Below are 24,859 nucleotides of genomic sequence, written 5' to 3'. Positions count from 1 at the left end.
GCATTGGTGCTGCGTGCTTGCTGCGGGGCCCTTACCCGCCCACCATCGCGGGACACGCTGCAAGTACGTCCTTGTAAGCTCTTACGCGGCATCCATGCCACGTAAGGTCCCGCGACGGTGGGCGGGCAAGGACCGGTCGAGATGGTCGGTGTGCATGTCTTCAACAAAGCAACCGACCAACTTTCTGGTGCGGTGTTCTCGCCGATTGCGGGACCGTGTGGCGGCATGGATGCCGCCACCGAGCCTACACGGACGTACTTGCGGCGTGTCCCGCGAGCGGTGAGGGCACCGCGCCCTCGAATAACTCAGCTTTTGACTGTATCCAAACGCCTATACGACTCAAATCCTTGGCCGCTTTTGCATCTTGTGTCTCGATGGATTAGACATTTCGGATAGATCAGATGCAAAGCGAGTGATGTGCAGCTTGGTTGCAGGGCCCTTGCCCGTTCACCGTCGCGGGACACGCTGCAAATACGCCCATGTAAATTCTTCTGCGGCATTCATGCCGCGTAAAATCCCGCGACGGTGAGCGGGTAAGGACCAGTCGAGATGGTCGGTGTGCATAGCGCAAGCAATGCACGACGTTCTTCTGATTGGTCAGCTATCGTGTCGCTCTGCGACACGCACCACCAAGCCCATGCAACTTGCGAGACGCTCAGCTTTTTACCGGGCGACCGACTGACATTCTGGTGCGGCGCTCTCGCCGCTTGCGAGACACTTATTGCGTGCGCGTGAGCCCGTGACGCTGCAACAACTGCTCCAGGCGGTCCTGCACCCGCTGCAGATCGGCGTCGGCTGCCTCGTCCAGAATGTCCTGCGCCAGTGCATCGAACTGCGGCCAGAACTGGCTGGGGTCGCGCACCCGCTGCGGCCAGACCGATAGCATCTTGCCCAGTTCGGAGAGCTGATGATTGGTGTGGGTGCGTGTGTGCAGGCTCATGTCGCGTCTCCCGGCCAGTCCAGAGCCACAGCGTGGACCGCACCGTCGTCGATGAGAGTGAAAGCAAGCTCGGCCTGCAGCACACCATCAATCTCCAGCCGTGCCGCTCCACCTGGGCGTTGGGTGACATCGATGACGTAGGTGCTGGCGCCGAAGCGATACCGCAGCTGGTAGCCCGGCCAGCCGGCCGGGATGCACGGCACGATGTGCATGCGTTCGCCATGCCGTTGCAGGCCGAGCAGCGATTCGGTCAGCAGCCGGTACATCCAGCCGGCCGCGCCGGTATACCAGCTCCAGCCACCGCGGCCGGCGTGCGGCGCCACCGCGTAGACATCGGCGGCCAGCACATACGGTTCGGCCTTGTAGCGTTGCACCGCCGCTGCATCGCGGGCATGGTGGATCGGGTTGATCATGCCGGCCAGTTGCCAGGCCCGCGCGCTGTCGCCCAGATGCGCGAAGGCCATCGTCGCCCACACCGCTGCATGGGTGTACTGGCCGCCGTTCTCGCGCACGCCGGGGACGTAGCCACGGATATAGCCGGGGTCGTGTTCGGTGCGATCGAACGGCGGCATCAGCAGCTTGACGATGCCGGCGTCGGTGTCGACCAGATGCTGGTGCATCGCGTCCATCGCTTGTGCACTGCGCGTCGGGTCCATCGCACCGGACAGCACCGCCCAGCTCTGCGACAACGAATCGATACGGCATTCGTCCGAGTCGCTTGCGCCCAGCGGGGTGCCGTCGTCGAACCAGGCGCGCCGGTACCAGCCACCATCCCAGGCGTGCTGTTCCAACGATGCACGCAGAGCTTGTGCATGCGTGCGACAGATCGTGGCGAATGCCGCATCGTCGCGCTGCGCGGCCACGTCTGCGAAACGCAGCAGCGTGTCGTAGAGGAAAAAGCCCAGCCACACGCTCTCGCCCTTGCCATCCTTGCCGACCCGGTTCATGCCGTCGTTCCAATCGCCACTGCCGATCAGCGGCAGGCCGCGTTCGCCCAGCCGGGTCATGCCACGTTGCAGGGCGAGCACGCTATGCGCATACAGCGACTGCATGTTGCCGGTGAGCTGGGGCAGGTCGTAATACGATTCTTCGTCGGGCTTGAGTTCGCGCCCATCGATGAAGCCCACGCGCTCGTCCAGCACGCTGGTATCGGCGGTGGTGTCCAGATAGCGGCATAGCGCCTGTGGCAACCACAGAAAATCGTCCGAACACTGCGTGCGCACACCCCGGTTCTGCGGCGGGTGCCACCAATGCTGCACATCGCCCTGTACGAACTGATGCGCGGCGCAGCGCAGCAGATGCGCGCGGGTGAGTGCCGGCTGCGCATGCACCATCGCCATGCTGTCCTGCAACTGGTCGCGGAAGCCGAACGCGCCACCGGACTGGTAGTAACCGCTGCGTGCCAGGAACCGGCAGGCGATGGTCTGGTAGAGCAGCCAGCCATTGGCCAGCAGATCCACCGCCGCATCGGGAGTGCTCACCTGCACGGTGCCCAGAATCTGCTGCCAGTGCGCACGCACCGCCAGCAGTGCAGTGTGCGCGTTGGCCACGCCACGGCTTTGACGTGCCAGCGTCAGTGCGCTGGCGCGATCGGCGGCCGCACCCAGGCGGAACACCGTTTCGAAGGTCTGTTCGGCCGCCAGCGTCACCGGAATCTGGATCGCCGCGCAGGGGTCCAGGCCGGCACCCACGCGCCCGGACAAGCGCTGCCGAGTGAGCGCGGCGGGTGCGGCCAGGCTGCCGTTGCGCCCGAGGAATTCGCTGCGGTCGGCGGTAATGCTGCGGCTGGGCGCATCGGCATCGAAGAACGCCACGCGCCCGTCGAATTCGGTGTTGTACGGGTTGCGCGCGGTCAGCACGCTGCTGCCCAGATCCACCTCGCTGACGACATGCAGTTGCGAGCGTGCGCGGATGTCGCCGAGCACCCATTCCACATACCCGGTGACGCTGAGCCGACGTGGACGCCCGGACAGATTCTTCAGCCGTAGATGGCTGAACTTGATCGGCCGCTCCACATCGACGAACACCCACAGCTCGCTGCCGATACCGTGTTCGATATGGCTGTAGACGCTATAGCCGAAGCCGTGGCGCACGGTATAGCGCCCGCTGCCGCGGCATGGCAGTGCCATCGGCGACCACACCTCGCCGGTGTCATCGTCGCGCAGATAGAACGCCTCGCTTGAGGCATCGCCGACCGGGTCGTTATGCCACGGCGTGAGCCGGAATTCGTGCGCGTTCTCGGCCCAGCTGTAACCGGGGCTGCTGTCGCTGACCACGCTGCCGAACTGCGCATTGGCCATCACGTTGCACCACGGCGCCGGCGTGGCGGTGCCTTCGTCCAGGGTGATGCGGTATTCGCGGCCGTCGGCGGCGAATGCGCCCAGGCCGTTGTCGAACAGCACCGCTTCTTCGGCTGCGGCCTGCAGGGTGTGGTCCAGGTAAGCGGCGTGGGTGCTGGCCAACGCGTCGGCGCTGTCCAGTTGCTGGATCGGCTCCAGCAGCGGCGGGTGCGCACGCGCGCTGGGGTGGCGCTGCAGTTGCGCGTCCAGGGTGCCGTTGGCATCGCTCAGGATCGCGCGTGCCACGGTCTGCAACAGCACGCGGTCTTCCTGCGAAATGTGTTCGATGGCGCGCACGAAAATACCGCCGGGGCGGTCGAGCACATTGGCTTCGGGGTCGGCGGCGATCAGGCCCAGGATGGCGTCCTGCAACTGCTGGCGATAGCCGGCCTGGCTTTCGTTCCAGATCACCAGGTCCGCACGCAGGCCTTTCAGGCGCCAATACGCGTGCGCCTGCACCAGCTGGCGCGCCAGTTCGAGATTGTCCGGATCGGTGATGCGCAACAGCACGATCGGCAGATCGCCGGAGATGGCGTGACTCCACAGCGCCGACTGGCCGCGGTGGTTGTGCAGCAGTACCTCGTTGTCGGCGCGCAGTTGCGGGTCGACGAACAGCACGCGTGCGGCCAGCCGCTCGTAGAGCATCGCATCGGCCAACGAGGCATTGATCTGCCGGCGCGTGACCTGGCTCTGGGTCAGTGCCAGATCGAACACCCGGTCGGCCAGACGGCGGTCGCGGTACTTGTCGATCAACGCGGTGCAGGCGGTGCGTTGGGTGCCCACGCCGTAGACCATGTCGACCTGCGCCTGCTGATCGGGCGCCAGCGAGAGACGGCAGCGGATCGCCACAATCGGATCCAGCACCGAGCCGGCCGCGCCCGACAGCGCGGTCTGTTCGCTCAGGGCCGCCGGGTTGCGGGTGCTGCGTCCCCGCCCGATGAACGCGGCGCGGTCGGTCTCGTAGGAGATCGTCGCCACATCGGCATCGTGCACCGCCACCAGATGCAGCATCCACGGCTGAGTCTCGTCGTGCCCGCGCGGTCGGCGTGTGCACAGCAGGGCCTGTCGGTCGGCCAGGATCTCGGTCTGCACGAACAGGTTGCTGAAAGCCGGATGCGCCTCATCGGAGGCGGCCGGCGCCAGCACCACTTCGGCGTAGGTGGTGATCTCGATGACCCGCGTCTGCCGCGAGCGGTTGCGGATGCGCAAGCGGCGCAGTTCCACATCGTCCTCGGCGGAGATGGCGATTTCCAGATGGCTGTCGTACCGCTGGTGGCTGCCCTTGAACTCGGCCTTTGCATCGGAAAAGATCGCTTCGTAGCGCTCTACCCGCACGCAGGTCGGCTGGTGCGCGGCCGACCACACCGCGCCGCTGTCCACATCGCGCAGATAGCAGAACGCGCCCCAGTGATCGCGGGTGCCATCCTCGCGCCAGCGGGTGACCGCCATGTCGCGTGCACGGCTGTAGCCACCGCCGGCGGAGGTCAACATGCCGTGGTAACGCCCGTTGGAGAGCAGTTGCAACGCCGGTTGCGCCAGGTTGGGGTCGCGATGGATACGCAGCGCCATCCCCGCCTCGGTGGCGACCGGGCGTTCGGCTGCTTCGACCAGGCCTTTGACGTAGACGCCGGCACGCGGTGCGCGCTCCTGCAACAGCAACAACGTGGCCTGGAATTGCGGATCGGCGACAAAGCGTTGTTGCATCGGCGCATCGCGCAACACGTGATCCAGCGCCAGCAACGCCATGCCCTGGTGATGCGACATGAACGAGCGCACCACGGCGTGTTGTTCGCCACGCGGCACCCGTGAAGGCGTGTAATCGATCGCCTCGTACAGACCGAAGCGGCCGCCGAAGCCCAGCGCCTGCAGTTGCTGCAGATTGCGGCAGGCCGCATCCGGTTCGACCATCAACGCCATCGCGCTGGCATAGGGCGCGATCACCAGATCCTGTCCCAGCCCGCGTTTGAGCCCCAGCCCGGGGACGCCGAACGCGCGGTATTGATAATTGCGCCGCGTATCGACCGTGTTGTAGCCCGATTCGGACACGCCCCACGGTACATCGCGCGCTGCGCCGTAGCGGATCTGCGCCTGCACCGCGCCGCGCATCGAGCGGCTCAGCAGCGTCTGCGGGTAGCTGGGCATCACCAGGTCGGGCATCAGGTACTCGAACATCGAGCCGCTCCACGACAGCAGCGTCGGCTCGGCGCCGGTATCGGTCAGCGTGCGCCCAAGCGCGAACCAGCTGTCCTGCGGCAGCTTGCCCTGGGCGATCGCCACGAAGAGCCCTAAGCGCGCTTCCGAGGCCAGCAGGTCGTAATGGCCGCTATCCAGGCGGCGGTCGTCGACGTTGTAGCCGATCGACAACAACTGCTGGGCACGGTTGTAGAGAAAGCCGTAGTCCATCTGCGCCAGTTGCCCGGCGATATGCGCAAGCCGTTGCAGCTCCTGCACGCGCGTGGCGGCCCAGGTCTGCACCTGCGGCGGCTGGCTGCCGTCGGCCAGTTGCCGCAACGTGGCGATCGCCGGGGAGGCTTCTTCCGCTGTGTGCGTGGAGGGGCTGGCGAGTGCCGGCGCGCACTGGCTTAACTCGTCCAACGTCGCCTTGCAACAGTCCACCAGGCGCTGCGGCCAGGGTTCTTCGTCATCACCCGTGCTCGGCATCGCCGCCAGAAGCGATTGGCTCTGTGCCAACAGCAGCCGCAGGGCGGCATCGGCCTGGTGCAGGGTCGGCGTGGGCTGGTTGCGGATCGTCTGCACGCGCTGCGTCATCGCGCGCAGTGCGGCGGTGGCATCGTCGCTGCGCGGCGTCGCTTGCATGCTCAGCACGCCAAGTGTGTCGGCCAGCCCGTCGAACACCGCCATCGACACCGCCGGCGCATCCACCAGCGCCAGCAGCCCTTGCCGCAGCGTCAGCAGATGCCCGACCAGGTTGCCGCTATCGACGGTGGAGACATAGCGCGGTAGTAGTGGTGCCAGCGTTTCGGTGTCGTACCAGTTGTAGAAATGGCCGCGGTGGCGCGGCAGCGATTCCAGCGTGGTCAGCGTGTCGGCCACGCGGGTCATCACGCCGGCCACGGTCAGGTAGCCCAGATCGTAGGCAGCCAGGTTGGCCAGCAACCCCAGCCCGATGTTGGTCGGCGAGGTGCGGTTTGCCACCACCGTGACCGGGTATTCCTGCACGTTGTCCGGCGGCAGCCAATGGTGCTGCGCGGTGCTATGGCTCTCGAAGAACGCCCAGGTACGCCGCGATAATCCGCCGAGGAAATCGCGCTGCTCCTGCGACAACTGCGCCACCGGCGCGGCGGGCTGTTCGCCCAGCCAGGCCATCAGCCAGGGCGCGCCCAACCACGCCAGCCCCAGCGGCAGCGCCGCCCACAAGGCCGTCGGCGACCACCATGCCACCGCCGCAACCACCAGCGCCGCACTGCAGGCGGCGCCGGCCATCAGGGGGTGTTCGGCATTGCCGCTGCGCGCGCTGCGTTCCACTTCGCTGGATGGCGCCCACTGCAACAGATGGCGATGGGTGATCGTCATCCGCAGCAGCGTGCGGGCGATGGCCGCCAGCTGCAGCCCTGCCTCGAACGGCAGGCAGGCCAGCACCACACCGGTGCGCAGCAGATGCTGGCGCAGCCCCACGCCCACCTGGCGCGCGTGATGACGCAGCCCCAGGCCCTCGGGCGGATGCGCCAGCGCATACAGCGCCGAACACAGCCCCGGCAGCAGCCACAGGACCAACAGCCAGAGCGTCCAACGCAGCGGTGTGGGCGAGCACAGCCAGCCGATCAGCAACAAGCCGAAAGCGGCCGGTGCCACCAGGCTGCGGCGCAGGTTGTCCAGCAGCTTGCCGCGCGACAACCACGACAGCGGATTGCGCGCGCGCCGGCCACCCCGGTCGGGCACCCAAGGCAGCAGCCACGGCAAGAGCTGCCAGTCGCCACGCACCCAGCGCGCGCGACGCTTGGCATCGGTGGCATAGCGCTGCGGATGACGCTCGTACAGGCGCACGTCGCTGAGCAAACCGGCGCGCACATAGCAGCCTTCCAGCAGGTCGTGGCTGAGCACGCGGTTGTCGGGGAAGCGGCCGGCCAGCACTTGCTCGAAGGTGGCCACGGCATAGATGCCCTTGCCGATGAAGGAGCCTTCGCCGAACAGGTCCTGATACACGTCCGACACCACGCGCGTGTACGGGTCGATGCCCGGCTCGATGCCGAACATGCGTGCAAAGCGCGATTCGCCGCCCTCGCTCATGCCGGTGCCCAAGCCAGGCTGCAGGATGCCGTAACCGGCTTCGATGATCTGCCCGGACGCATCCATGCGCGGCACATTCAACGGATGCGACATCGCGCCGACCAATGCGCGTGCCGCATCCCGAGGCAGGTGGGTATCGCTGTCGAGCGTGATCACATAACGCACCTGCGCCAGCGCGGCGACATCGCCTTGCACCTGCAGGAAGTCGTTGGCTGCCTGCAGCGGCGCATCTTCCGCGCAGAGCAGGCGGTTGAGTGCTTCCAGCTTGCCGCGCTTGCGCTCTGCACCCATCCAGCAGCCCTCGTGGGCGTTCCATTCGCGTGCGCGGTGCAGCAGGAAGAACCGATCGACATGCGCGTCGGCATACGCCGCGTTGAGCCGATCGATGTGTTGCGCCGCATGCGCCACCAGCGCCATGTCGGCAGGCAACAAGGCTTGCGCGGCATCGAGAAAATCGGTGAGCAGCGCGAAGTACAGCTGCTCGTCGCGGTTGGCCAGGTAATGCACCTCCAACGCGCCGACCAGCTCATCGATGGCATCGGCACTGGCCAGCATGCTCGGCATCACCACCAGCGTGCGGCAATCCGGTGGAATGCCCAGGCGGAGGTCCATGCGCGGCAACGGATGCGGGCGTACCCACAGCGTCGCCACCCAATTGACCAAGGCAACACCCAACTCGCTGGCGGCCAGGAGTGCGAGACCGGCGGTGGTCCACCACAGCGCCGCTGGCAGTGCGCTCACGCCCTGCAGCAAGAGGCCGGTCCATAGCAGGGCGATCAATGCGATCGGCAACAGATACACCGGCAGCGCAACGCGGCGTGCGCGCCGCCCGCGCGGCAATGGCGTCGGGCGCGCGGACGTGGATGGCGCGCGCAGCGCGGCACGTAACGTCGGCAGCCCCGCATCCACCAGGTAATAGCCCACATGGGCGGTCACCGGCGCGTCGGCGCTGGCCTGTGCGGCCAGCTGTACTACCGTCTGCGCCACCGCCGGTTCGTCGCAGTGCATGCGCTGGGCCAGGTGCTCCACCACATGCCGGTAGGCATCGCGGGTCTGAAAATCCATGCGTGCATAGACATCGGCCGGATCGCTGCGCAGGTGCTGCTCCACCACACTCATGCTTTCGACGAATTCGCGCCAATCCATTTCATCCAGAAACCGCAGGCTGCCGATACTGTTGCTGATCGCCACCTGTTCGGCCGCCTGGCGTTGGCTTTCGGCATGCACCAGACCTTCCACGCTCTGGCCTTCGCTGGCCAGCCATTGCTCCACCCAGGCACTGGCCATCGACAGCACCGGGCCGCGGCCCTGGATGCCGCGCGTCAACTCAGCGACGAACGCGCCGGTTGCCGGCGGTTGCGAGCGCGCCAGATCGGCCACCACCACCACCACATCCTTGGGCTGGGCCGCGGCAGTGGCGTTGAGCAAGGCCGCCCAGTCCGCGGCGAGGGCGTTGTCGCGCCCGTCGTGCATGATGCCGTCGGCAATGCGGCGCACGTTGTCGAGCAATGCCAGCCGCAGCACGATTGGAATCGCCCACAGCTCGCCGAGTTTGAGCGGTGCCACCTGCTGATAGGCCGCAATGAAACGGCTCAGCGTGATCGCATCCACACGCCCGTCGCCATGCGCGACGACCTGCAGGCCCAACTCGTAGACGCGCGGCAGGCCGATTGCGGTGGCGGTGCGCAGACGCGGCAGTTGCCGGCTGTAACCGGGCGGAAGATGCAGCCGCGCCAGGCGCATCTGCTCTTCGATCAGATAATAGTTGTCCAGCAACCACTCGCCGGCAGGGTGCAATCGCACGCCATCGGCTGCCATCTCGGTCAGGCGCGATGCCGCACCGTCGAGCGCGCGTTGGTTGAACTTGAGCCCCGACAACAACAGTTCGCGTGCCGGCCCGGTGTAGAGCGTGTGCGAGGTTGCCAGCGCACGCGCCAGCGTTTCCATCTGCTCGTCGCCGAGCAAGGCAACGCCCGGTGCGACCGCATCACGGACCGGATGCGCTTGGAGTGATCGTGCTGGTTGGGTAATCGATTGCCACCAGAGAGAGAACGCAGACGCTTTCCGCTTTGGCGGCATGGAGACATTGCCTGTGCAGCATAAGTGCCGCTAGAGCCACGATCATGCGCGCTCGCGTTAGGCGACATGTGAAGGGAGATGCATGTGCAACGCGCGATGCCACGTGATGTCGGCGCATGCGGCGCATGGCATCGTCGAATGCAGACGTGCAGCGTGCGATCAAGCCAACGCTACAGTGATGTGTGCGTGTGCACTTAGAGTGGCTAATAAAACGTAGCGAGCAGTCGTCAGGTGGATGTGGACGGCGCGCTCATAACCGGCGTGTACGCGTGGTCCATGCCGCACCGAGCACCGAGCACCGGCTCGCGCCTGCCTGGCGGTGCGCACAGTCGTTTTGTTAGCTGCTCCCTGAGCGATGGATTGACTGCACCCACGATGGATCGCAGGCGCGAAGCGACCAGCATGATTCGCTTGCTGCGCCGGGCATTCTGCAATCGGTGTGAGCACACGCCGCCAATGCGGCACGCTGTGCTTGCTGCCTGTGTCATCGTGCAGGCGTGCGGCATCTTCCTTTCTGCGTTCACAAGGCGTCACCCATGTTCCACACAACACACCGGTGGGTGCTGTGCCTGCTGCTGAGCAGTTTGAGCCTGCATGGCAATGCCGCGCCATCGCAATCGCAATCGCAATCGTCCATGACCGTGGCCGGACTGGAGCGCCCGGCGCAGATTCGCGTCGATCGCTGGGGCGTGGCGCACATCTACGCCCGTACCGATAGCGACGCGTTCTTTGTGCAGGGATTCAACGTCGCGCGCGACCGTCTGTTTCAGCTCGACCTGCTGCGTCGCAAAGGGCTGGGCCAGCTTGCCGATGCGTTCGGGCCGGCCTATGTCGAACAGGACCGCGCGTCGCGGCTGTTTCTGTATCGCGGCGACATGCACGCCGAATGGGCCAGCTACGGCCCCGATGCACAGCGCGACGTCAGCCGATTCGTTGCCGGCATCAATGCCTACATCGCCTGGCTGGATGCGCATCCACAGGCGCTGCCGTACGAATTCCGCGCCTTCGCTTATCGACCGCAGACATGGTCGCCAGAAGACGTGCTGCGCATCCGCACCACCGGTTTGAGCCGCAACGTCAAAAGCGAGGTCGCCCGCGCCAAGGTCGCTTGCAAGGCTGCGCTAAGCGTCGACGCGATCCGGCTGAAACTGCAGCCGGCCTGGACCACGAAGGTGCCCGAAGGACTGGATCCCTGCCTTCCGGACGCGGTGTTGAAGGTCTACGAGCTGGCCACGCAAAGCCCCAGGCTGAGTGCAGATACTCACCCGCGCAGCGCTATCGCAGACATCGCAGCGCTACGCCCGGAAGAAGAAGCCGCTGCAGAAGGCAGCAACAATTGGGTGATTGCCCCGCACAAATCGGCCACCGGTCATGCGGTGCTGGCGGACGACCCGCACCGCGCGTACACCGTGCCCAGCCTGCGTTACTTCGTGCATCTCAACAGCCCGGGGCTGGACATCATCGGCGCCGGCGAGCCCACCGCGCCGGGCATCGCGATCGGCCACAACCGCACCAGCGCTTTCGGCCTGACCATCTTCAACATCGATCAGGAAGATCTCTACGTCTACCGTCTGAACCCGGCCGATCACACGTCGTATTGGTATCAGGGCCATTGGGAACCGATGCGCACGCAGCGCGAGTCCATTGCAGTGCGCGACGCTGCATCGGTGCCGGTGGAGCTGCAATTCACCCGGCATGGGCCGGTGATCTATGTCGATGCGGACAAGCACATCGCCTACGCCATTCGCTCGGTCTGGAGCCAACCCGGTGCGGCGCCGTATCTGGGGTCGCTGCGTTATCTGCGCAGCGCATCGTTCGAGCAGTTCAAGGACGCGCTCGCACACTGGGGCGCGCCATCGGTGAATCAGGTCTATGCCGATGTGCACGGCACCATCGGTTGGGCGACGGCCGGCATGACCCCGCGCCGCGAACATTCGGATGGGTTGCTGCCGGTTCCCGGCGATGGCCGCTACGAGTGGAGCGGCTTCTGGAACAGCGATATCTTGCCCTCATCGAAGAACCCTGCTTCCGGCTTCATCACCACCTCCAACGAGATGAATCTGCCGGCCGGCGATCCATCCCTGGCGCGCAAGATCGGCTTCGAATGGGCTAACGACGCGCGGCATGCACGCATCACCCAAGTCCTCGCGCAGTTGCCCAAGGTGACCCTGCAGGATTCGCAGCAGTTGCAGAACGACCAGGTGTCGTTGCTGGCACAGCGGCTGGTGGCCTTGCTCCAACCGCTGCACGCGCAGGACCCGGCGACCAACGCGGCATTGGCACTGCTGCGACCGTGGAACGGCGAGGTCAGCGCAACTTCTGCCGCTGCCGCGCTGGAAGAAGTGTGGTTCAGCAGTTATCTCGGCGCGGCTTACAAAGCGCTGGTCCTGCGCCCTGCCGAGGCGGCCACCTTCGGCATGCCCGACGCCGCAGTGCTGATGGATGCGTTGGAGCATCCGGGGGCCGCATTCGGTCCAACCCCTGCCGCACGCCGCGACCAGTTGCTGCTGGAGTCGCTGCGCAGCTCATACCAGTCATTGGTCGACCAGCAAGGGCCGGATCCGGCGCAATGGCAGTGGGGCAAGCTGCACACCAACAGCGTTACCCATGCGATGAGCGCCGCGCTCGGCAGCGAACGCGCACTGCTGGATGTCGGCCCATTCCCCAAGGGCGGCAGCCCGTACACGCCCAATCAATCCAGTTACGACCCCAAAGATTTCCGCCAGACCATCGGCCCGTCCGCACGTCTGATCATCGACCTTGGCGACTGGGACAATTCGCGCGCGGTGAACTACCCCGGCCAATCCGGCGACCCGGCCAGCCCGCATTACCGCGACCTGGCGCCCCTGTGGCTGCAGGGCAAATATTTCCCGTTGCTGTACACGCGTGCGGCGGTCGACGCGGCGACCGAGCAAGTGTTCGATCTGGTGCCGGCGCGCGCACCGGCAATCAGAGCCCGGTAGCACGCCCAGGCAGGCAAGCGCGGCGTTCTCTACACCGGGGCGGCGTCTGGAAACAGAGCACTCAGCGCAGAAAACCCAACGGCCACAGCCTGTATCAGGGGGTGCTCAGGATTTGCTCAAGCCATGCCTGCACCGCGGCGGTGTCGTCGATGTTGCCGGTGAACGCGATATCCGGCTTCTGTGGCACGTTGTCGTTGCGTGGCCGTCCGTCGCGCGTCATGTAAGGCACGGCGATACCGCCATTGCCGCTTGGGAGCATGGCCGTCATCGGCGAGCCGGTGCGCGCATCGACGAAGGTTTCGGTGCCCACCTGCAGCACGCCTGGAAACTGCTTCAGCTCGTCGACAAATCCGATGCAAGCGCTGCCACAGTCGTAGTCGGTGAGCACCAGCACGCGCGCGTGCACGGGGTTGATCGGCCGTCGCTTTGGCTTGGCGATTCGTTCTGCATTGGCCGGCGCATGCAGCAACTGGTCCCCACGCGCCATTGCCGCCAGGGAGAGCTTGTTGTCTTCATCGTAGGTAATGCCGTCCGGCGGTGCAGCTGCTGGCGCGTCTGCGCCAGGGCTGGCGGGGGAAAACGTCGAGGTGTCGACCGACTGTTTGGTGAGCCGATAGACGGCCGAAATCTTCAACCGCTCTCTTGCGTAATAGTTGGTGTAGTCGTTGCCATAGAGCGCTCGCAGCACACCCATGAACCACTCGTAAGGTCCGCCCTCGTTGCCGCGGACGTCCAAGACGATTACCGACTTGTCGCGCAGCGATGGAGCCGTGCGGTATAACGCCTGGAATTGATCCGATTGCTGTCTGTTTGCCGGCGAAAAATTGCCAAGCCGGACCCATGCCCCGTTCGCACCGAATGGCGTGACAGCGACGTCCGTGCCGAGGTCGGGCTTGATCACAGACATCAGCTTCGTCAGGTCGCTTTGCGGCAGGGATTTCCAATCGAGGACGACGCTGCGCCCATCGATGGTGCAGTGTTCCGGACGTTTGAGGAATGGGCTTTTCCGATACCGAAACATAATCGGCGCAGTGCGCGCATGCGTCGACTCCAACCCGGGGATGATGTTTTCCGGGATCATGTGCTCGTAGAGCGCAATGCGCTCGGACCATTGGCGCATCGGCTGTCCGTCGCAGGCGGTGATTTCCGAGCCATTTGCCACGCTTCCGTCCGAGCCGGCGACCAGGAAGCGGCCACCCTGGTACCTGGCAAGAAAGCCCGGCCATTGATACGTCTTTGCCTGCAGCTGCATCCAGACATAGGCATGGGCGTCGTTGAAGGTCGAAAAGAAATGCGCGAGTGTTTGACGATAGCCTTCGAAGTTGGTGACGTGTTGGATATCGGCATCGGCCTGTTGACGCGCCTTGGCCATCGTGGCCTCAAATGCTGCAGGATCTGGATACACCGCCAGGATTGATTGGTTCTTGAACCACTGCAATGAAAAGTCTACGTCTTTGTCAGCCATCGCTGCCCAGCCTTGCAGGGGCTTTTGCGGTGTGAGCGACGCTTGATCGGCGGCCAGGCAGGACGCAGCGGCCAGCAACGCTGTCGATAAGAGGCTGGCTAGCACTGCGCGTTGAATGCGACGTTGCCGTTGGGGAGTACGCGATGGCCCACCGATGGTGACGGTCATGTTTTGGTACCTGGACTTGAAAAGGTACACAGGCTTAAGCAATCGGCATGCCAAGCGCTTCGGCCGCACACCCTGAGGTTTTTGATCTGCAGAAGTGTCCGCGGACGTCCGTTTCTCTGTTCGGTCGTCCACCGCGTTGGTCTTTGACGCGACACACGCTTCCAACAGAGGCTTGTACGCAGCAAGCGCGGAACATCCGCGCTTGCTGGCAACTTGGGTTTAAACCCGCGCAGTGGCCTCGCGCACGAAGTCTTCATAGGTGCGCAGCGGGCGGCCCAGGATCGCCTGCAATTTTTCCACCGTGCCGTCGGCTGCCTGCATGCCGAATTTCTGGATGCCGGCCATCATCAGGCGCATGTCGTATGCCAGCCAGGAGGGGCCATACGCAGCCATCTGTGCTTCGAATGCCGCCACGTCGTCGCCGGCGTAGGCGATCTCGCGACCGAGTGCTGAACTCCAGGTCTTCGCGACGGCAGCGCCGGTCACGGCATGCGGGCCGACCAGCTCAAGCGTGACGCGCTCAAGTGCTGCAGGTGCGCGGTCGCGTCGCAGCAACTCAATCACCGCGATGTCTGCAATGTCGCGCGCATCGATCATGGCAACACCGGTCGCGCCGATCGGCATCGGATAGACACCGTAGCCTTCGATGGTCTTCTGGATCATGCCCTCGTTCTGCATGAAGTACGCCGGACGCAGAATCGTCGCAGGAATGTTCAGGCTTTCGATCATGCGCTCGACCGTGTGCTTGCCGGTGAAGTGCGGCACATTGGTGAATTTGTCGGCATGGATCACCGACAAGTAAACGATGCGTTCGATGCCTGCTTCCTGGGCAAGATTCAATGCGATCAGCGCCTGCGTCACCTCGTCCGGGGTCACCGCATTCAACAGGAACAAGGTGCGTGCCGACGACAGTGCCGCGCGCATCGATGCAACGTCGGTGAGGTCTGCCACAACCTCGGTGACGCCGGCTGGAAAGGCGCGCTTGCCGGTCTGGCGCACCAGTGCGTGGACCTGTGCGCCGGCATCGGCCAGGCCCTGGACGACGAGGGAACCGATGGTGCCGGTGGCACCGCTAACGAGAATGCTCATGTGAGTCTCCTGCTGTGGATGGATGTGGATGGATGAGTTAGTGCGACATGTCCGCCACGACCTTGCCGGCTCGCGAAGCGGTGCGATTGCGTTCGATTGCTGAGGGGATCTCGGCGAAACCGACGATCTCGCCGACCTTGGATGTCAGCGCGCCGCTGGCCACTTGTGCGGCCAGGGTTTCCAGCAGCGCGACGTCCGGGGTGTTCATGAACCACAGGCCACGGCGGCCACGCGGTGTGCGGGCCAGGATGTCCGGCGAGGTGGTGCCGACAATCGCACCGTGCGGCGCGAGCACTTGCCACGAGCGGTCCAGGACATCGCCGCCGACGTAGTCCAGCACCAGGTCGATGTCGCCAACGAGGTCTTCAAAGCGTTGCGATCGATAGTCGATGACCTGGTCCGCGCCGAGGCTGCGCACGTAATCGACGTGCTCGGTGGATGCGCTTGCGAACACCTGCGCCCCTGCACGCTTGGCGTACTGCACCGCATAGCCGCCCAGCCCGCCTGCTGCGCCATGGATCAGGATCCGCTGCCCTGCCACGAGCGGGCCTGCGTGGTGCAGGCTCTTCCAGGCGGCCACCGCAGCAACCGGCATGGCAGCGGCATGCACGTCGTCCAGGCCATCGGGAGTGCGTGCGAGTTTGGTCTGGTCTACCGCAATGAACTCGGCAAATGCGCCGAGCGCGCCCATCGCGCCCATGACCCGGTCACCGACCTGAAAGCGCGTGGCACCGGGCCCGACGGCCTCCACCACACCGGCCAGTTCGGCGCCCAGCACCGCCGGCAAGGGCAGCGCAAAGACCTCCCGCACCAAGCCTGCGCGGACTTTCCAGTCGATGCCGTTGATGCCGGCGGCGCGGATGCGCACCAGCACCTGGCCGGCTCCGGCGTGGGGTATTGCAATGGTGGCCACTTCGGCGGCATCGGCGCCGCCGTAGGCCCGGATGACGACTGCGCGTTGCGTGGTGCTCATGACAGTTACTCGTCTGGCGTTGCGATGAGCAAACTGTATGGCGTTGCGTAGGTAACACGAAGACGCCAATATATAGACGCCTGGTTTCAAATCTGGAACACCATGGATCTGAATGCATTGATCGATTTCGCGCTGGTCGCAGCGAACCAGGGCCTGGGAAAGGCCAGCCGTGCGAGTGGTCGGTCGAAGGCGACCCTGTCCCGTCGCATCGCCGAGCTCGAGGAGCAACTGGGGGTGCGCTTGGTCGAGCGCAGCGCCCGTGGCCTCCGGCTTACAGAGGCCGGACAGTTGCTGATGGAGCGCACCGAGGTCCCGCTGAGCGAGGTGGCCGAGGCCATGGCGGCTGCGCGCGAAGGGCTTTCAACGCCGCGCGGCCGCCTGCGTGTGGCGTCTCCGGTGCTGTTCTCGCAACTGGCGATGGGGCGCATCGGCGCAGAGTTCTGTGCGGCCTACCCGGAGATCACGCTGGAGGTGGTGGCAGAGGACCGCACGGTCGACCTGGTGGAAGAACAGTTCGATGTGGCCGTCCGCATCAACCCCAGCCCGGACAGCAGCCTGGTCGGTCGCTGTTTTGCCAAGGATCGGCTGGTTGTGGTCGCAGCGCCGAGCATCGCCATGCCAACCAGCAGCGCGGTCGCGCCAATTGCCGCTGTCGTAATGTCGAGCTTCCAACCGACCACATGGGCTCTGGATGACGGGCGCCTGGTCCTGGAGCCCATTCCAAGATTGAGGTTTTCCTCGTTCCTGATGGTCCGCGATGCGGCGCTTGCAGGCGGCGGCGTGGCGTTGATTCCGCAGTCGATCGCATGGAATCAACTCGCCCGCGGTGAGCTGGTGCAGTGGGGCACGATCTCCGGCGTGGAGCCGGCATTGTGGGTATTGCACACGTCCAGACGATTGGCGGCGCCGAAGGTGCGTGCCTTCGTGGACTTCATCTGCGACAGATATCCCGATGTATCGCTGGTGCTGAAGGGCTAGGGCGGCTGCATCTGGCTGCGCCGGCCAGTGTGCGCCGGCCAGCCGACGTCGCGTCCAGGCGAGAGGGGCGGCATCACCCCAAAATGGCGCCGCCGTGCTTCAAACACCACCACCGAAGCGTTCGATCAACAGATCGGTCAGGACACGAATCTTGCGCGCAGGATGCGCGGCCGGCGCCCGCACGACGTAAAGCCCGGCCTCGGGAGACGGGTACTTGTTCATGACGCGAACCAGCGCGCCGGAGGCAAGATGCTCGGCCACGAGAAAATCCGGCAGTGCCGCGATACCGAGCCCGGCAAGCGCTGCCGCCGCGATCGCAGTGCCGTTGTCGGCCTTGAAGCGCCCGCGTGGATGGATCGTCACCAGCTTGTCGCCGTCCATGAACCGCCAGCTTTCCGTGCCTTGCAGCAGCGCCTCGTGCGTCAGCAGCGCCTGTGGCGTGTCAGGTTCGCCATGTTTGCGCAGGTACGCGGGAGTGGCCATCAAGCTGCCGCGCATCGGCGCCACGCGGCGCGCGACCAGATTCGAATCGGCGAGATATCCCAGCCGGATCGCACAGTCGAAACCGTCGGCAACGATGTCGATAAAGCGGTCGCTGTAGCAGGCATGGACCTGCAAGGCTGGATGCCGGCTGGCCAGCTCGGCAAGCACCGGCGCCAAGTGGGTGGGGCCGAACGTCAGCGGCGCAGCGATACGCAGGCGGCCACGCAGATCGCCCGCGGGCAAGATGGTCTCGCGCGCCACGTCCATCTCGGCACACATCCGCGCGGCATGCTCGCGAAACGTCGCGCCTGCCTCGGTGACGGCAGCGCCCCGCGTGGTGCGCGCGAGCAGTTGGATCCCCAAAGCGTCCTCGAGGCGGATCAGACGGCGGCTGACGATGGACTTGGCAACGCCCAGGCGCCTGGCTGCTGGCGAGACCCCGCCCGCGTCTGCCACCTCGACGAACGTCCGCAGGTCTTCGAATTCCATGGCGTCCCTGTTTCTGCGACACGGCATGTCGCTTTACGCGGCTAGCTTAGCTGCATTCGGAACGCCACAGTGGGCTCACGGGCGCCAGACAAGACGCTCTGACCGGGAACGCCATTCGCGCCCACCCCGGCCCTCAACTGACCCCGCCTCACCCACATCCCTTCTAGAGAGACACCTCATGCACACCTCGTCCATTCCCAACCAGCCCAGCGCCGGGCGATTCATTCGCGGCCTTTCCTGGACCCTGCGCGTCTTTGCCGCCGTGGCGTTCTTCGCTGCGGGTGCGGCCAAGCTGGCCGGCGTTCCGATGATGGCCGAGGTGTTCGATCACATCGGCCTCGGTCAGTGGTTGCGCATCGTCACCGGTGCGATCGAAATCATCGGGGCAATCGCATTGCTGCTACCGACAACGTTTGCGCTCAGCGGTGCACTGCTTGCGGCCATGATGTTGGTGGCGACCGGTGTGCATCTGTTCGTCATCGGCGGCAGCCCGGTGCCGGCGATCTTCCTGATGGTGGTGACCGCGACAATCGCCTGGTTGCATCGCGCCCGCATCGCCGCGGTGCTGCGCGCAACGCGTTCGGTTTGATCGAGGCCTGTCATGCGCACACTCTCACTGCAGCCTTCGTTCCCCGCCACAGAAGCGCCCACTGCCGCGCCGCGCGCCATCGTCCACCGCAGACGCGGCAACGATTCTGGCGGCCCAATCACCCGGCTTATGAGCCCGTCCGATCTTGGGCAGGTGCTGAAGCCGTTTGTGTTCCTGGACATCTTCGATGCGCAGGGTTCGGTCATCCATACGATGTCGGGCATGCCGCTGCATCCGCATTCGGGCATCGCCACGGTCACGGTCTTTACCGAAGGCAGCATGCATTACCACGACCAGACAACCGGTCGCGGCACCATTGCCTATGGCGGAGTGGAATGGATGCGTGCCGGAATAGGCGTATGGCATGGCAAGGAAATGGTGCCGCCAGCCGATGCCTCCTGCATCCAGGGATTTCAACTATGGCTGGCACTGCCTGAAGCCGTGGAGCTGGCAGAGCCGCAAAGCCATTACATCGAAGCGCAGCACATGGCCAAGACCGGCCCCGCGCATGTGGTGATCGGCCGCTACGAGGGCGCGCAGAGTCCGGTCGATGCGCCTGACGGCATCAATTACCTATTGGTCACCTTGAAACCCGGCGAACGCTGGACCTACCAACCGCCCGCCGGTCATTTGGTCGGCTGGTTGGCAGTAGCCAGTGGCACTCTTGATGCCGGTGAACGGCTGCAACGCGGCGACATGGTGGTCTTTGCCGATAACGGCGCGCCCATCGTGCTGCAAGCACCTGGCAACAGCGATGCGGTCTTCGTGCTCGGCTCGGCCATTCCACATCCGCACCCACTGCACCTTGGCTATTACTCGGTGCACACCACTGCACAAGCGCTCGCCATCGGTGAAGAGCGCATCCGCATGCTGGGGAAACAGATGCAGGCAGCAGGCGACCGCACGACTGCTTCCGGCACAACGCCGGTATTCAAGTAAACGCGATGCTTAAGGGCATGCGGCACGACGCGCCTTTACTCCTGGCAATGAGTAAAGGCGTCACTGTTTGAAGCTGCATCGGCACGTTTCCGACGCGGGCTTCAATCGATGCTGTGTGGTGTTTGTCCCTGCGTCGGGTAATCCTTTCCCATCAGACACCGACGCACAATGACGCTGTGTATAGCAACGCTGATGCCTGCTTCTGCAAAGACTCTGCAGACATCGACTCCCGCCTTTTGATACATGCCAGGCGCATCGAACCGTTGATGCCGCTACCCGCCGTCGTCGGCGCTTCAACGACAACGTCTGGATCAAACGTTCCTTGGTCGGTTGCTCGCGTCGCACCTCACCAAAGGCAGGTCATCGCCACTGGGGCGCCAAGGGTCACGAGCGGCGCTGCGGCCTGACCACCGCTTCGCAAGCGCGTACATCAATGGGGTGTTGAAGGCACTGCGATTCCACATCAGCCTTACCGACAGCGGCAAAGCGATAAGCGGCCTCTGCTTCTGTTGATGCCGGGAGAAGCCGAAAGTAACTTCCCATGCGTGTTGATACCTATGGCGCCAAGCTGTGACCACTAGAAGAGCGATCTTTAGGGACTAAGCGAGAGCTACGGGGATCGGATGGGGGGAGAAGCTGAGATGGGGAATCCGATCTCTAAATTCTATTCACGCTATTGGGTAGCAAACGCCCAAGTTCTAGGCCCGCTCATCCGCCTAGGGGCTATCCCCGACAGAGTTTGAGCGGCAGCACGCCATAAACGGCTGACGACTTTCCACAAAAGCCTGGGTGCTTCAAACTAGACTTCATGAGCTTGCCAACAAGCTCCCTAACCTTGACCGTGCCCAATGTTGAATTTTGACACCCCAGAACTTGAAGCCGCATTGCGGGACGCAATTGTCAGGCTAGGCACTGCTTTCGGAATCGATTGGGAGGGAACCGAACTGGATCCCGATCTTGAGCCCGACTTAGACGAGAGCGTCACATTCTCTCGGGAAACCGTCGTAACGATGCAATTTCCGAGATCAGAAGATTCCATTGAGCTCACGATCCAAGAATTGATAGACCTTTCGATCGAGGTGACAGATCCAGCAACCACTTGCGATGGCCTCACCTACCACTCAAACCATCGAACAGTGGTAAGGATGAAGTCTTGGGACATGCGATCAGAAGGGTTTGTGAGTGGGATCAGCTCATTGGAGAATGATGTCGGAAAGATTGCTGGCGAGATTGCTGGACACCCTGCGTCAATTTCACTGATATCACCTTCGCCACACTTCGGCGCAGCAGTCGTTGTCAAAGATCATTTCTATGACAAGTATAACCCTCCAATAGGATGGGAAGAGTTTTATATTGGAGTACATCACCCGCAAGGAGCGACGGTAGAAGAAGCAAATTCCCTGATCCAGGCTTACTTATTCGAACTGCATGTCACTCTCGGCCTGGAGTTTTTTGAATCTCCTCGTCCTGTCGATTTCGATTCCGAGTATCCCGAGGATGAAGAGATCGGCGACTTGGTTCAACGCGCACGCAGCATTAGGCCGCTGCTTATAGGCCCGGGGCTTCTGGCGGTCCTTTCCGAGTTCAACAGTGTGAATGGATCCTCCGGCGGCGGAGCTGCACTTCTCGCGTACGTCAAGTGTATCGAGTACGTCTCCGCCACGGTGGTCAGGGAGAAGCAGTACGAAGATCTTCGCAAGCGCCTACTTTCGAGAGATGCACTCAAACCAAACGCAGAATTCATGGATGGGCTACTAGTTCTCTTCGAAGAGAATCGGGTCTTCAGCCGCGACGCAGAGGCTTTGCGCTTGTCGGTCGAGCGCTGCTGCGATCCGCTACCCATGAAGATTTATGCCCCACAATTTCTTCGTAGTTTCTCTAAGATCGACCCCTCTAGTTCCGCGGAACAACGCAAGCAGGCGCTCGTCGAACTAGCGACTGCACTGTCAGCCTCCAGGAATCAGCTTGCTCATGCCAAGGCAAACTTTCGTGCCACTGGCAAGGAATGCCCGCCGGAACAACTCTCAGGTCTAGTTGCCTGCGCGCGAATTGCCGCAGAGCAGTGCATCCGTTGGTACGCCTCGCGCTCTGAAGAGCTGCGTAAAAGCTGAGTGGCTCATCACCGCCAACTGGCCAGTGGCGCCAAGGCGCTACCCTTCCAGATGACCCACCCCTGAAAACTGAGCCACAGTAAAGTAGAGACTTCGGCAGCATGGGCCCCCGTAGCAACGAGGATTCAAGCGATGAAGAAGTCACGATTTACTGAAGAGCAGATGGCCTACGCGCTCAAGCAGGCCGAGCTGGGGATGGCGGTCGGGGAGATCTGCCGGAAGATGGGCATAGCCGAGGCCACGTTCTACGTGTGGCGCAAGAAATACGGTGGGCTGGGCCCGTCCGAGCTCAAGCGCCTGCGGCTGCTGGAAGAGGAGAATCGCAAGCTCAAGCAACTGGTGGCCGACCTGAGCTTGGACAAGGCGATGCTGCAGGAGGTGGTCACAAAAAAGCTCTGAGGCCTGCCCAGCGACGTTCCTGGGTAGGCCAGCTGCGTGAGCGTTTTGGGGTCAGCCTGCGCCGCGCGTTGCAAATGATGTCGATGTCCCAGTCCAGCTACTCCTACAAGGCCAAGGCGCGGGACTGCAGCGCGGTGCGCATGCGAATGCGGGAGATCGCCTTGAGCCGTGTTCATTACGGGTGCGAGCGGGTTTTCGTAATGCTGCGCCGGGAAGGCTGGCGGGACAACCACACGCGCATCCATCGCATTTACAAGGAGGAAGGCCTGTCTTTAAGGCATTGTCGGCCTCGTCGCAGTCGCAGTGCACGCCGACGGCAACCGATCAAAGTGGCCACTGCGCCCAATACCCTGTGGGGCATGGACTTCGTCAGTGATGCGCTGTTCGATGGCCGTCGCTTCCGGTTGTTGCCGGTACTGGATCACTTCACGCATGAGTGTCTGGCCATCGTCGTAGACCAGTCCTTGCGGGCCGACGATGTGGCCGAGGCAGTGACACGGTTGGCCGCTCAACGCGGCAAGCCGGAGGCGATCAAGGTGGATAACGGCAGCGAGTTTGCCGGCAAGGTGATGGACCGCTGGGCGTATGAAAACGGCGTGGAGCTGGACTTCTCCCGCAGAGGGACACCGATCGACAACGCGCTGGTGGAAAGCTTCAACGGGCGCCTGCGGCAGGAGTGCCTGAATGAGCACTGGTTCTTGTCACTAGCCGACGCGCGGAGCAAAATCGAAGCGTGGCGGCGCTTCTATAACGAGGAGCGACCCCACAGTGCACTGGCGTGGAAAACCCCTGAGGAATTCGCCCGAAATTGCGGGTCCCAAGCGAATTCCCAGGCGCCAAATCAGGCCGAAATCTCTATTAGCGAATGGCCCTGGAATCGGGGGTGGGTCACTTTGGCGGCTCGGTGTACTCAGGTTCCCCGAAGGTGCCTCCGCGGGTGATGCGTGGACCGTAGGAAAAGACTTCGCCGTCTGCTGCGTAAACTACCGTGTCAGTTTTGGGGTTGTAGAAGCTGTTCACCGCCTTCCTCGTGGCTTTTTAGGCTGCATAGCTGTGCTCCAATAGCTCCGGATGTTGATCACTGGGGATTCGATGGTTGATGTAGTTGAATTCATGAAAGCCACTCTCGGCCCAGCCGTCGCGGCGTTGGGTGTGGCGGTAGCAGTTGCTCAGTGGCGAACTGGAACCATCAAACTTCGGCTTGATTCGTATGACCGACGGTTGAGGGTCTATAAGGCGACGATAGGGTTGCTAGATTGCGTAGTGGCAGAGGTGCGTTGGCGGCGCGGGCCGGCGTACCGGCGAAAAAGCAATTGTTTTCACAAGCCGTACGAGGACATTCCTACCGACGTCCTTGCGGCATTTGACGATTGCTTACTTGAAGCGCCCTTCCTCTTCGGCAGAGGTGTAACGGCCCTCATGTATGCAATTCGGAGCGACATGGAGCTGATTCAGAGGTACGCGACCGGTCTTGAACGAAACTCACCATTCGATCTGTCAGACCCGATTACGATCCAGGATCTGGCAAGCCTGGGGATCACGGAGAGAAGAGTTTGCGACGTGCGCGAGCGGGTCGAGTCAGCGTTCGGTCGCTACCTCCGTTTTCAGAAATTCCGGAAGTAGTGACCGCGTGATTCATAGGCTTCGCCGCCTACGCGCATGTCGTGCCCGTAGCCCTCGTAGTCGAAGTAGCGTGTAGGCTCTCGGGGACGCCCTCTAGAAGTGCGGTCTCTTCTACGACGTGTTCGGCCATATCCGCCCAGTTGCTGAACTCGCCGATGTAGCGTTCCCGGAACGTGTCCACGTCCTCGTCCCCTTCGACCTCGCAGAAGGCATCGAAGGCTTCGCGCTCGTCGTCGCTGAGGTCTTCAAATTCCTGCAGTCCCGTGTGGCCGCCCTTGGTTGCGAGCAGTCTCGAACAGCCGCCGTAGGGCCATCGAGTGGTCAGGATGCCCTGACCAATCACGAGCCATTTTCGATCAACAACGAACCGTTAGCCGTTGATGGCCAACGGGCGCGCTGCTTGAGGCTCTCCCGTTCAAGGCCGTCACTCTCACCTTCTGCTGCGAATCAGTCTCACGTTTCCTCCTGAAATCTCACCTTCTGCCGCATCCAACAGCTTCTGAAGTAATCATCCGTACGACCCCCTGCCATCCGACCTATTGACGACAGCTGTAGTCAGGCCTACGTTAGCGACATCTGTAGTCATGGGGCACGAGATGAGCGCTAAGACCATCGGGGACCAGGAGCTGGCCCTGCTGCAACACATCGAGGAACAACGGCACGCCAGTGTGGGCGAAGTCGCTGCCGCGTTCGGCGAGCCGCGTGGGCTCGCGCGCTCGACCGTGCTGACCATGATGGAGCGGCTGCGCGCCAAAGGCTTTCTGCGCCGCAAGCAGGTGGACGGCATGTACCGCTACAGCGCCACCAGCGGGCAGGACGCGGTGGTGCGCACGGCGGTGGGGCAGTTCGTGGAAAACACCTTGCAGGGCTCGGTGTCGCCGTTCGTGGCGTGGATGTCGCAGCGCGCCGAGGTCAGCGATACCGAGCTGGCCGAACTCGAAGCATTGGTCGCCAAGCTGCAATCGCAGCGCAAGGAGAGCTGAG

Annotated in this window: 13 protein-coding genes, 1 other RNA gene and 1 pseudogene; 7 read left to right on the top strand and 8 right to left on the bottom strand. The window is 63.6% G+C overall.

Annotation, left to right across the window (positions count from 1 at the left end; translation table 11 throughout):
- Window positions 1-718: 718 nt before the first annotated feature.
- The 3 genes from ABQZ00_RS23025 to ABQZ00_RS23015 all read right to left on the bottom strand — a co-directional run bounded on the left by ABQZ00_RS23025 (window position 719) and on the right by ABQZ00_RS23015 (window position 9,884).
- A complete protein-coding gene (locus ABQZ00_RS23025) occupies window positions 719-940 on the bottom strand; it encodes a hypothetical protein (RefSeq protein WP_323539143.1) in 222 nt (73 codons plus the stop codon).
- Entirely contained in the window at window positions 937-9,606 is an 8,670-nt protein-coding gene (locus ABQZ00_RS23020) for a GH36-type glycosyl hydrolase domain-containing protein (RefSeq protein ID WP_503064315.1), read from the bottom strand. The genes ABQZ00_RS23025 and ABQZ00_RS23020 overlap by 4 nt, the downstream gene beginning before the upstream one ends.
- Before the next feature lie 201 nt (window positions 9,607-9,807).
- Window positions 9,808-9,884: non-coding RNA, sX9 sRNA (locus tag ABQZ00_RS23015), on the bottom strand.
- A 258-nt stretch (window positions 9,885-10,142) separates the two neighbouring features.
- Between ABQZ00_RS23015 and ABQZ00_RS23010 the strand changes: the two genes are divergently transcribed.
- Window positions 10,143-12,569 carry a penicillin acylase family protein gene (locus ABQZ00_RS23010; protein ID WP_323539144.1) on the top strand — a complete coding sequence of 809 codons (2,427 nt, stop codon included), beginning with the start codon at window positions 10,143-10,145 and terminating at the stop codon, window positions 12,567-12,569.
- A gap of 94 nt (window positions 12,570-12,663) precedes the next feature.
- Here the strand turns inward: ABQZ00_RS23010 and ABQZ00_RS23005 are convergent, their stop codons facing one another.
- From ABQZ00_RS23005 to ABQZ00_RS22995, 3 genes are all read right to left on the bottom strand, one after another.
- Window positions 12,664-14,202 carry a S41 family peptidase gene (locus ABQZ00_RS23005; RefSeq protein ID WP_323539145.1) on the bottom strand — a complete coding sequence of 513 codons (1,539 nt, stop codon included), beginning with the start codon at window positions 14,200-14,202 and terminating at the stop codon, window positions 12,664-12,666.
- 219 nt (window positions 14,203-14,421) lie between these two features.
- Window positions 14,422-15,291: an NmrA/HSCARG family protein gene (locus ABQZ00_RS23000; protein WP_323539146.1), complete on the bottom strand. Its 870-nt coding sequence runs from the start codon at window positions 15,289-15,291 to the stop codon at window positions 14,422-14,424.
- Window positions 15,292-15,328: 37 nt separating this feature from the next.
- The gene (locus tag ABQZ00_RS22995; protein WP_323539147.1) at window positions 15,329-16,264 is read right to left on the bottom strand and encodes an NADP-dependent oxidoreductase; all 936 of its coding nucleotides are present in this window, start codon (window positions 16,262-16,264) and stop codon (window positions 15,329-15,331) included.
- Between the two features lie 102 nt (window positions 16,265-16,366).
- Here ABQZ00_RS22995 and ABQZ00_RS22990 point away from each other — a divergent pair, with 102 nt between their 5' ends.
- Window positions 16,367-17,242: a LysR family transcriptional regulator gene (locus tag ABQZ00_RS22990; RefSeq protein ID WP_323539148.1), complete on the top strand. Its 876-nt coding sequence runs from the start codon at window positions 16,367-16,369 to the stop codon at window positions 17,240-17,242.
- 99 nt (window positions 17,243-17,341) lie between these two features.
- On the opposite strand, the gene ABQZ00_RS22985 is transcribed toward ABQZ00_RS22990, so the two are convergent.
- Window positions 17,342-18,214, bottom strand: a complete 873-nt coding sequence (locus ABQZ00_RS22985) for a LysR family transcriptional regulator (RefSeq protein ID WP_323520846.1) — start codon at window positions 18,212-18,214, stop codon at window positions 17,342-17,344.
- 178 nt (window positions 18,215-18,392) lie between these two features.
- On the opposite strand from ABQZ00_RS22985, the gene ABQZ00_RS22980 reads away from it, so the two are divergent.
- The 4 genes and pseudogenes from ABQZ00_RS22980 to ABQZ00_RS22965 form a co-directional block, all read left to right on the top strand.
- Window positions 18,393-18,803: a DoxX family protein gene (locus ABQZ00_RS22980; protein ID WP_323539149.1), complete on the top strand. Its 411-nt coding sequence runs from the start codon at window positions 18,393-18,395 to the stop codon at window positions 18,801-18,803.
- A gap of 129 nt (window positions 18,804-18,932) precedes the next feature.
- Window positions 18,933-19,742: a pirin family protein gene (locus ABQZ00_RS22975; protein WP_323539150.1), complete on the top strand. Its 810-nt coding sequence runs from the start codon at window positions 18,933-18,935 to the stop codon at window positions 19,740-19,742.
- 848 nt (window positions 19,743-20,590) lie between these two features.
- The gene (locus tag ABQZ00_RS22970; RefSeq protein ID WP_323539151.1) at window positions 20,591-21,853 is read left to right on the top strand and encodes a hypothetical protein; all 1,263 of its coding nucleotides are present in this window, start codon (window positions 20,591-20,593) and stop codon (window positions 21,851-21,853) included.
- Between the two features lie 132 nt (window positions 21,854-21,985).
- Window positions 21,986-23,061: pseudogene (locus tag ABQZ00_RS22965) on the top strand (IS3 family transposase); the annotation flags it as partial.
- An 842-nt stretch (window positions 23,062-23,903) separates the two neighbouring features.
- Here the strand turns inward: ABQZ00_RS22965 and ABQZ00_RS22960 are convergent.
- Window positions 23,904-24,218, bottom strand: a complete 315-nt coding sequence (locus ABQZ00_RS22960) for an antirestriction protein ArdA (RefSeq protein ID WP_238151939.1) — start codon at window positions 24,216-24,218, stop codon at window positions 23,904-23,906.
- Between the two features lie 253 nt (window positions 24,219-24,471).
- Here ABQZ00_RS22960 and ABQZ00_RS22955 point away from each other — a divergent pair, with 253 nt between their 5' ends.
- Window positions 24,472-24,858, top strand: a complete 387-nt coding sequence (locus ABQZ00_RS22955) for a BlaI/MecI/CopY family transcriptional regulator (protein ID WP_055852713.1) — start codon at window positions 24,472-24,474, stop codon at window positions 24,856-24,858.
- Window position 24,859 lies beyond the last annotated feature (1 nt).

It is taken from the genome of Xanthomonas sp. WHRI 10204 (assembly GCF_040202875.1).
GTDB lineage: Bacteria > Pseudomonadota > Gammaproteobacteria > Xanthomonadales > Xanthomonadaceae > Xanthomonas.
This window is presented reverse-complemented; position numbering and strand designations above follow the sequence as displayed.

Excerpts from the sequence above, each read along its gene's own strand:
- ABQZ00_RS23000 (WP_323539146.1), bottom strand. The coding sequence starts at position 15,291 with ATGAGCATTCTCGTTAGCGGTGCCACCGGCACCATCGGTTCCCTCGTC.
- ABQZ00_RS23020 (WP_503064315.1), bottom strand. The coding sequence starts at position 9,606 with ATGCCGCCAAAGCGGAAAGCGTCTGCGTTCTCTCTCTGGTGGCAATCG.
- ABQZ00_RS22975 (WP_323539150.1), top strand. The coding sequence starts at position 18,933 with ATGAGCCCGTCCGATCTTGGGCAGGTGCTGAAGCCGTTTGTGTTCCTG.
- ABQZ00_RS22955 (WP_055852713.1), top strand. The coding sequence starts at position 24,472 with ATGAGCGCTAAGACCATCGGGGACCAGGAGCTGGCCCTGCTGCAACAC.
- ABQZ00_RS22985 (WP_323520846.1), bottom strand. The coding sequence starts at position 18,214 with ATGGAATTCGAAGACCTGCGGACGTTCGTCGAGGTGGCAGACGCGGGC.
- ABQZ00_RS23010 (WP_323539144.1), top strand. The coding sequence starts at position 10,143 with ATGTTCCACACAACACACCGGTGGGTGCTGTGCCTGCTGCTGAGCAGT.
- ABQZ00_RS22970 (WP_323539151.1), top strand. The coding sequence starts at position 20,591 with ATGTTGAATTTTGACACCCCAGAACTTGAAGCCGCATTGCGGGACGCA.
- ABQZ00_RS23025 (WP_323539143.1), bottom strand. The coding sequence starts at position 940 with ATGAGCCTGCACACACGCACCCACACCAATCATCAGCTCTCCGAACTG.
- ABQZ00_RS22980 (WP_323539149.1), top strand. The coding sequence starts at position 18,393 with ATGCACACCTCGTCCATTCCCAACCAGCCCAGCGCCGGGCGATTCATT.
- ABQZ00_RS22995 (WP_323539147.1), bottom strand. The coding sequence starts at position 16,264 with ATGAGCACCACGCAACGCGCAGTCGTCATCCGGGCCTACGGCGGCGCC.
- ABQZ00_RS23005 (WP_323539145.1), bottom strand. The coding sequence starts at position 14,202 with ATGACCGTCACCATCGGTGGGCCATCGCGTACTCCCCAACGGCAACGT.
- ABQZ00_RS22990 (WP_323539148.1), top strand. The coding sequence starts at position 16,367 with ATGGATCTGAATGCATTGATCGATTTCGCGCTGGTCGCAGCGAACCAG.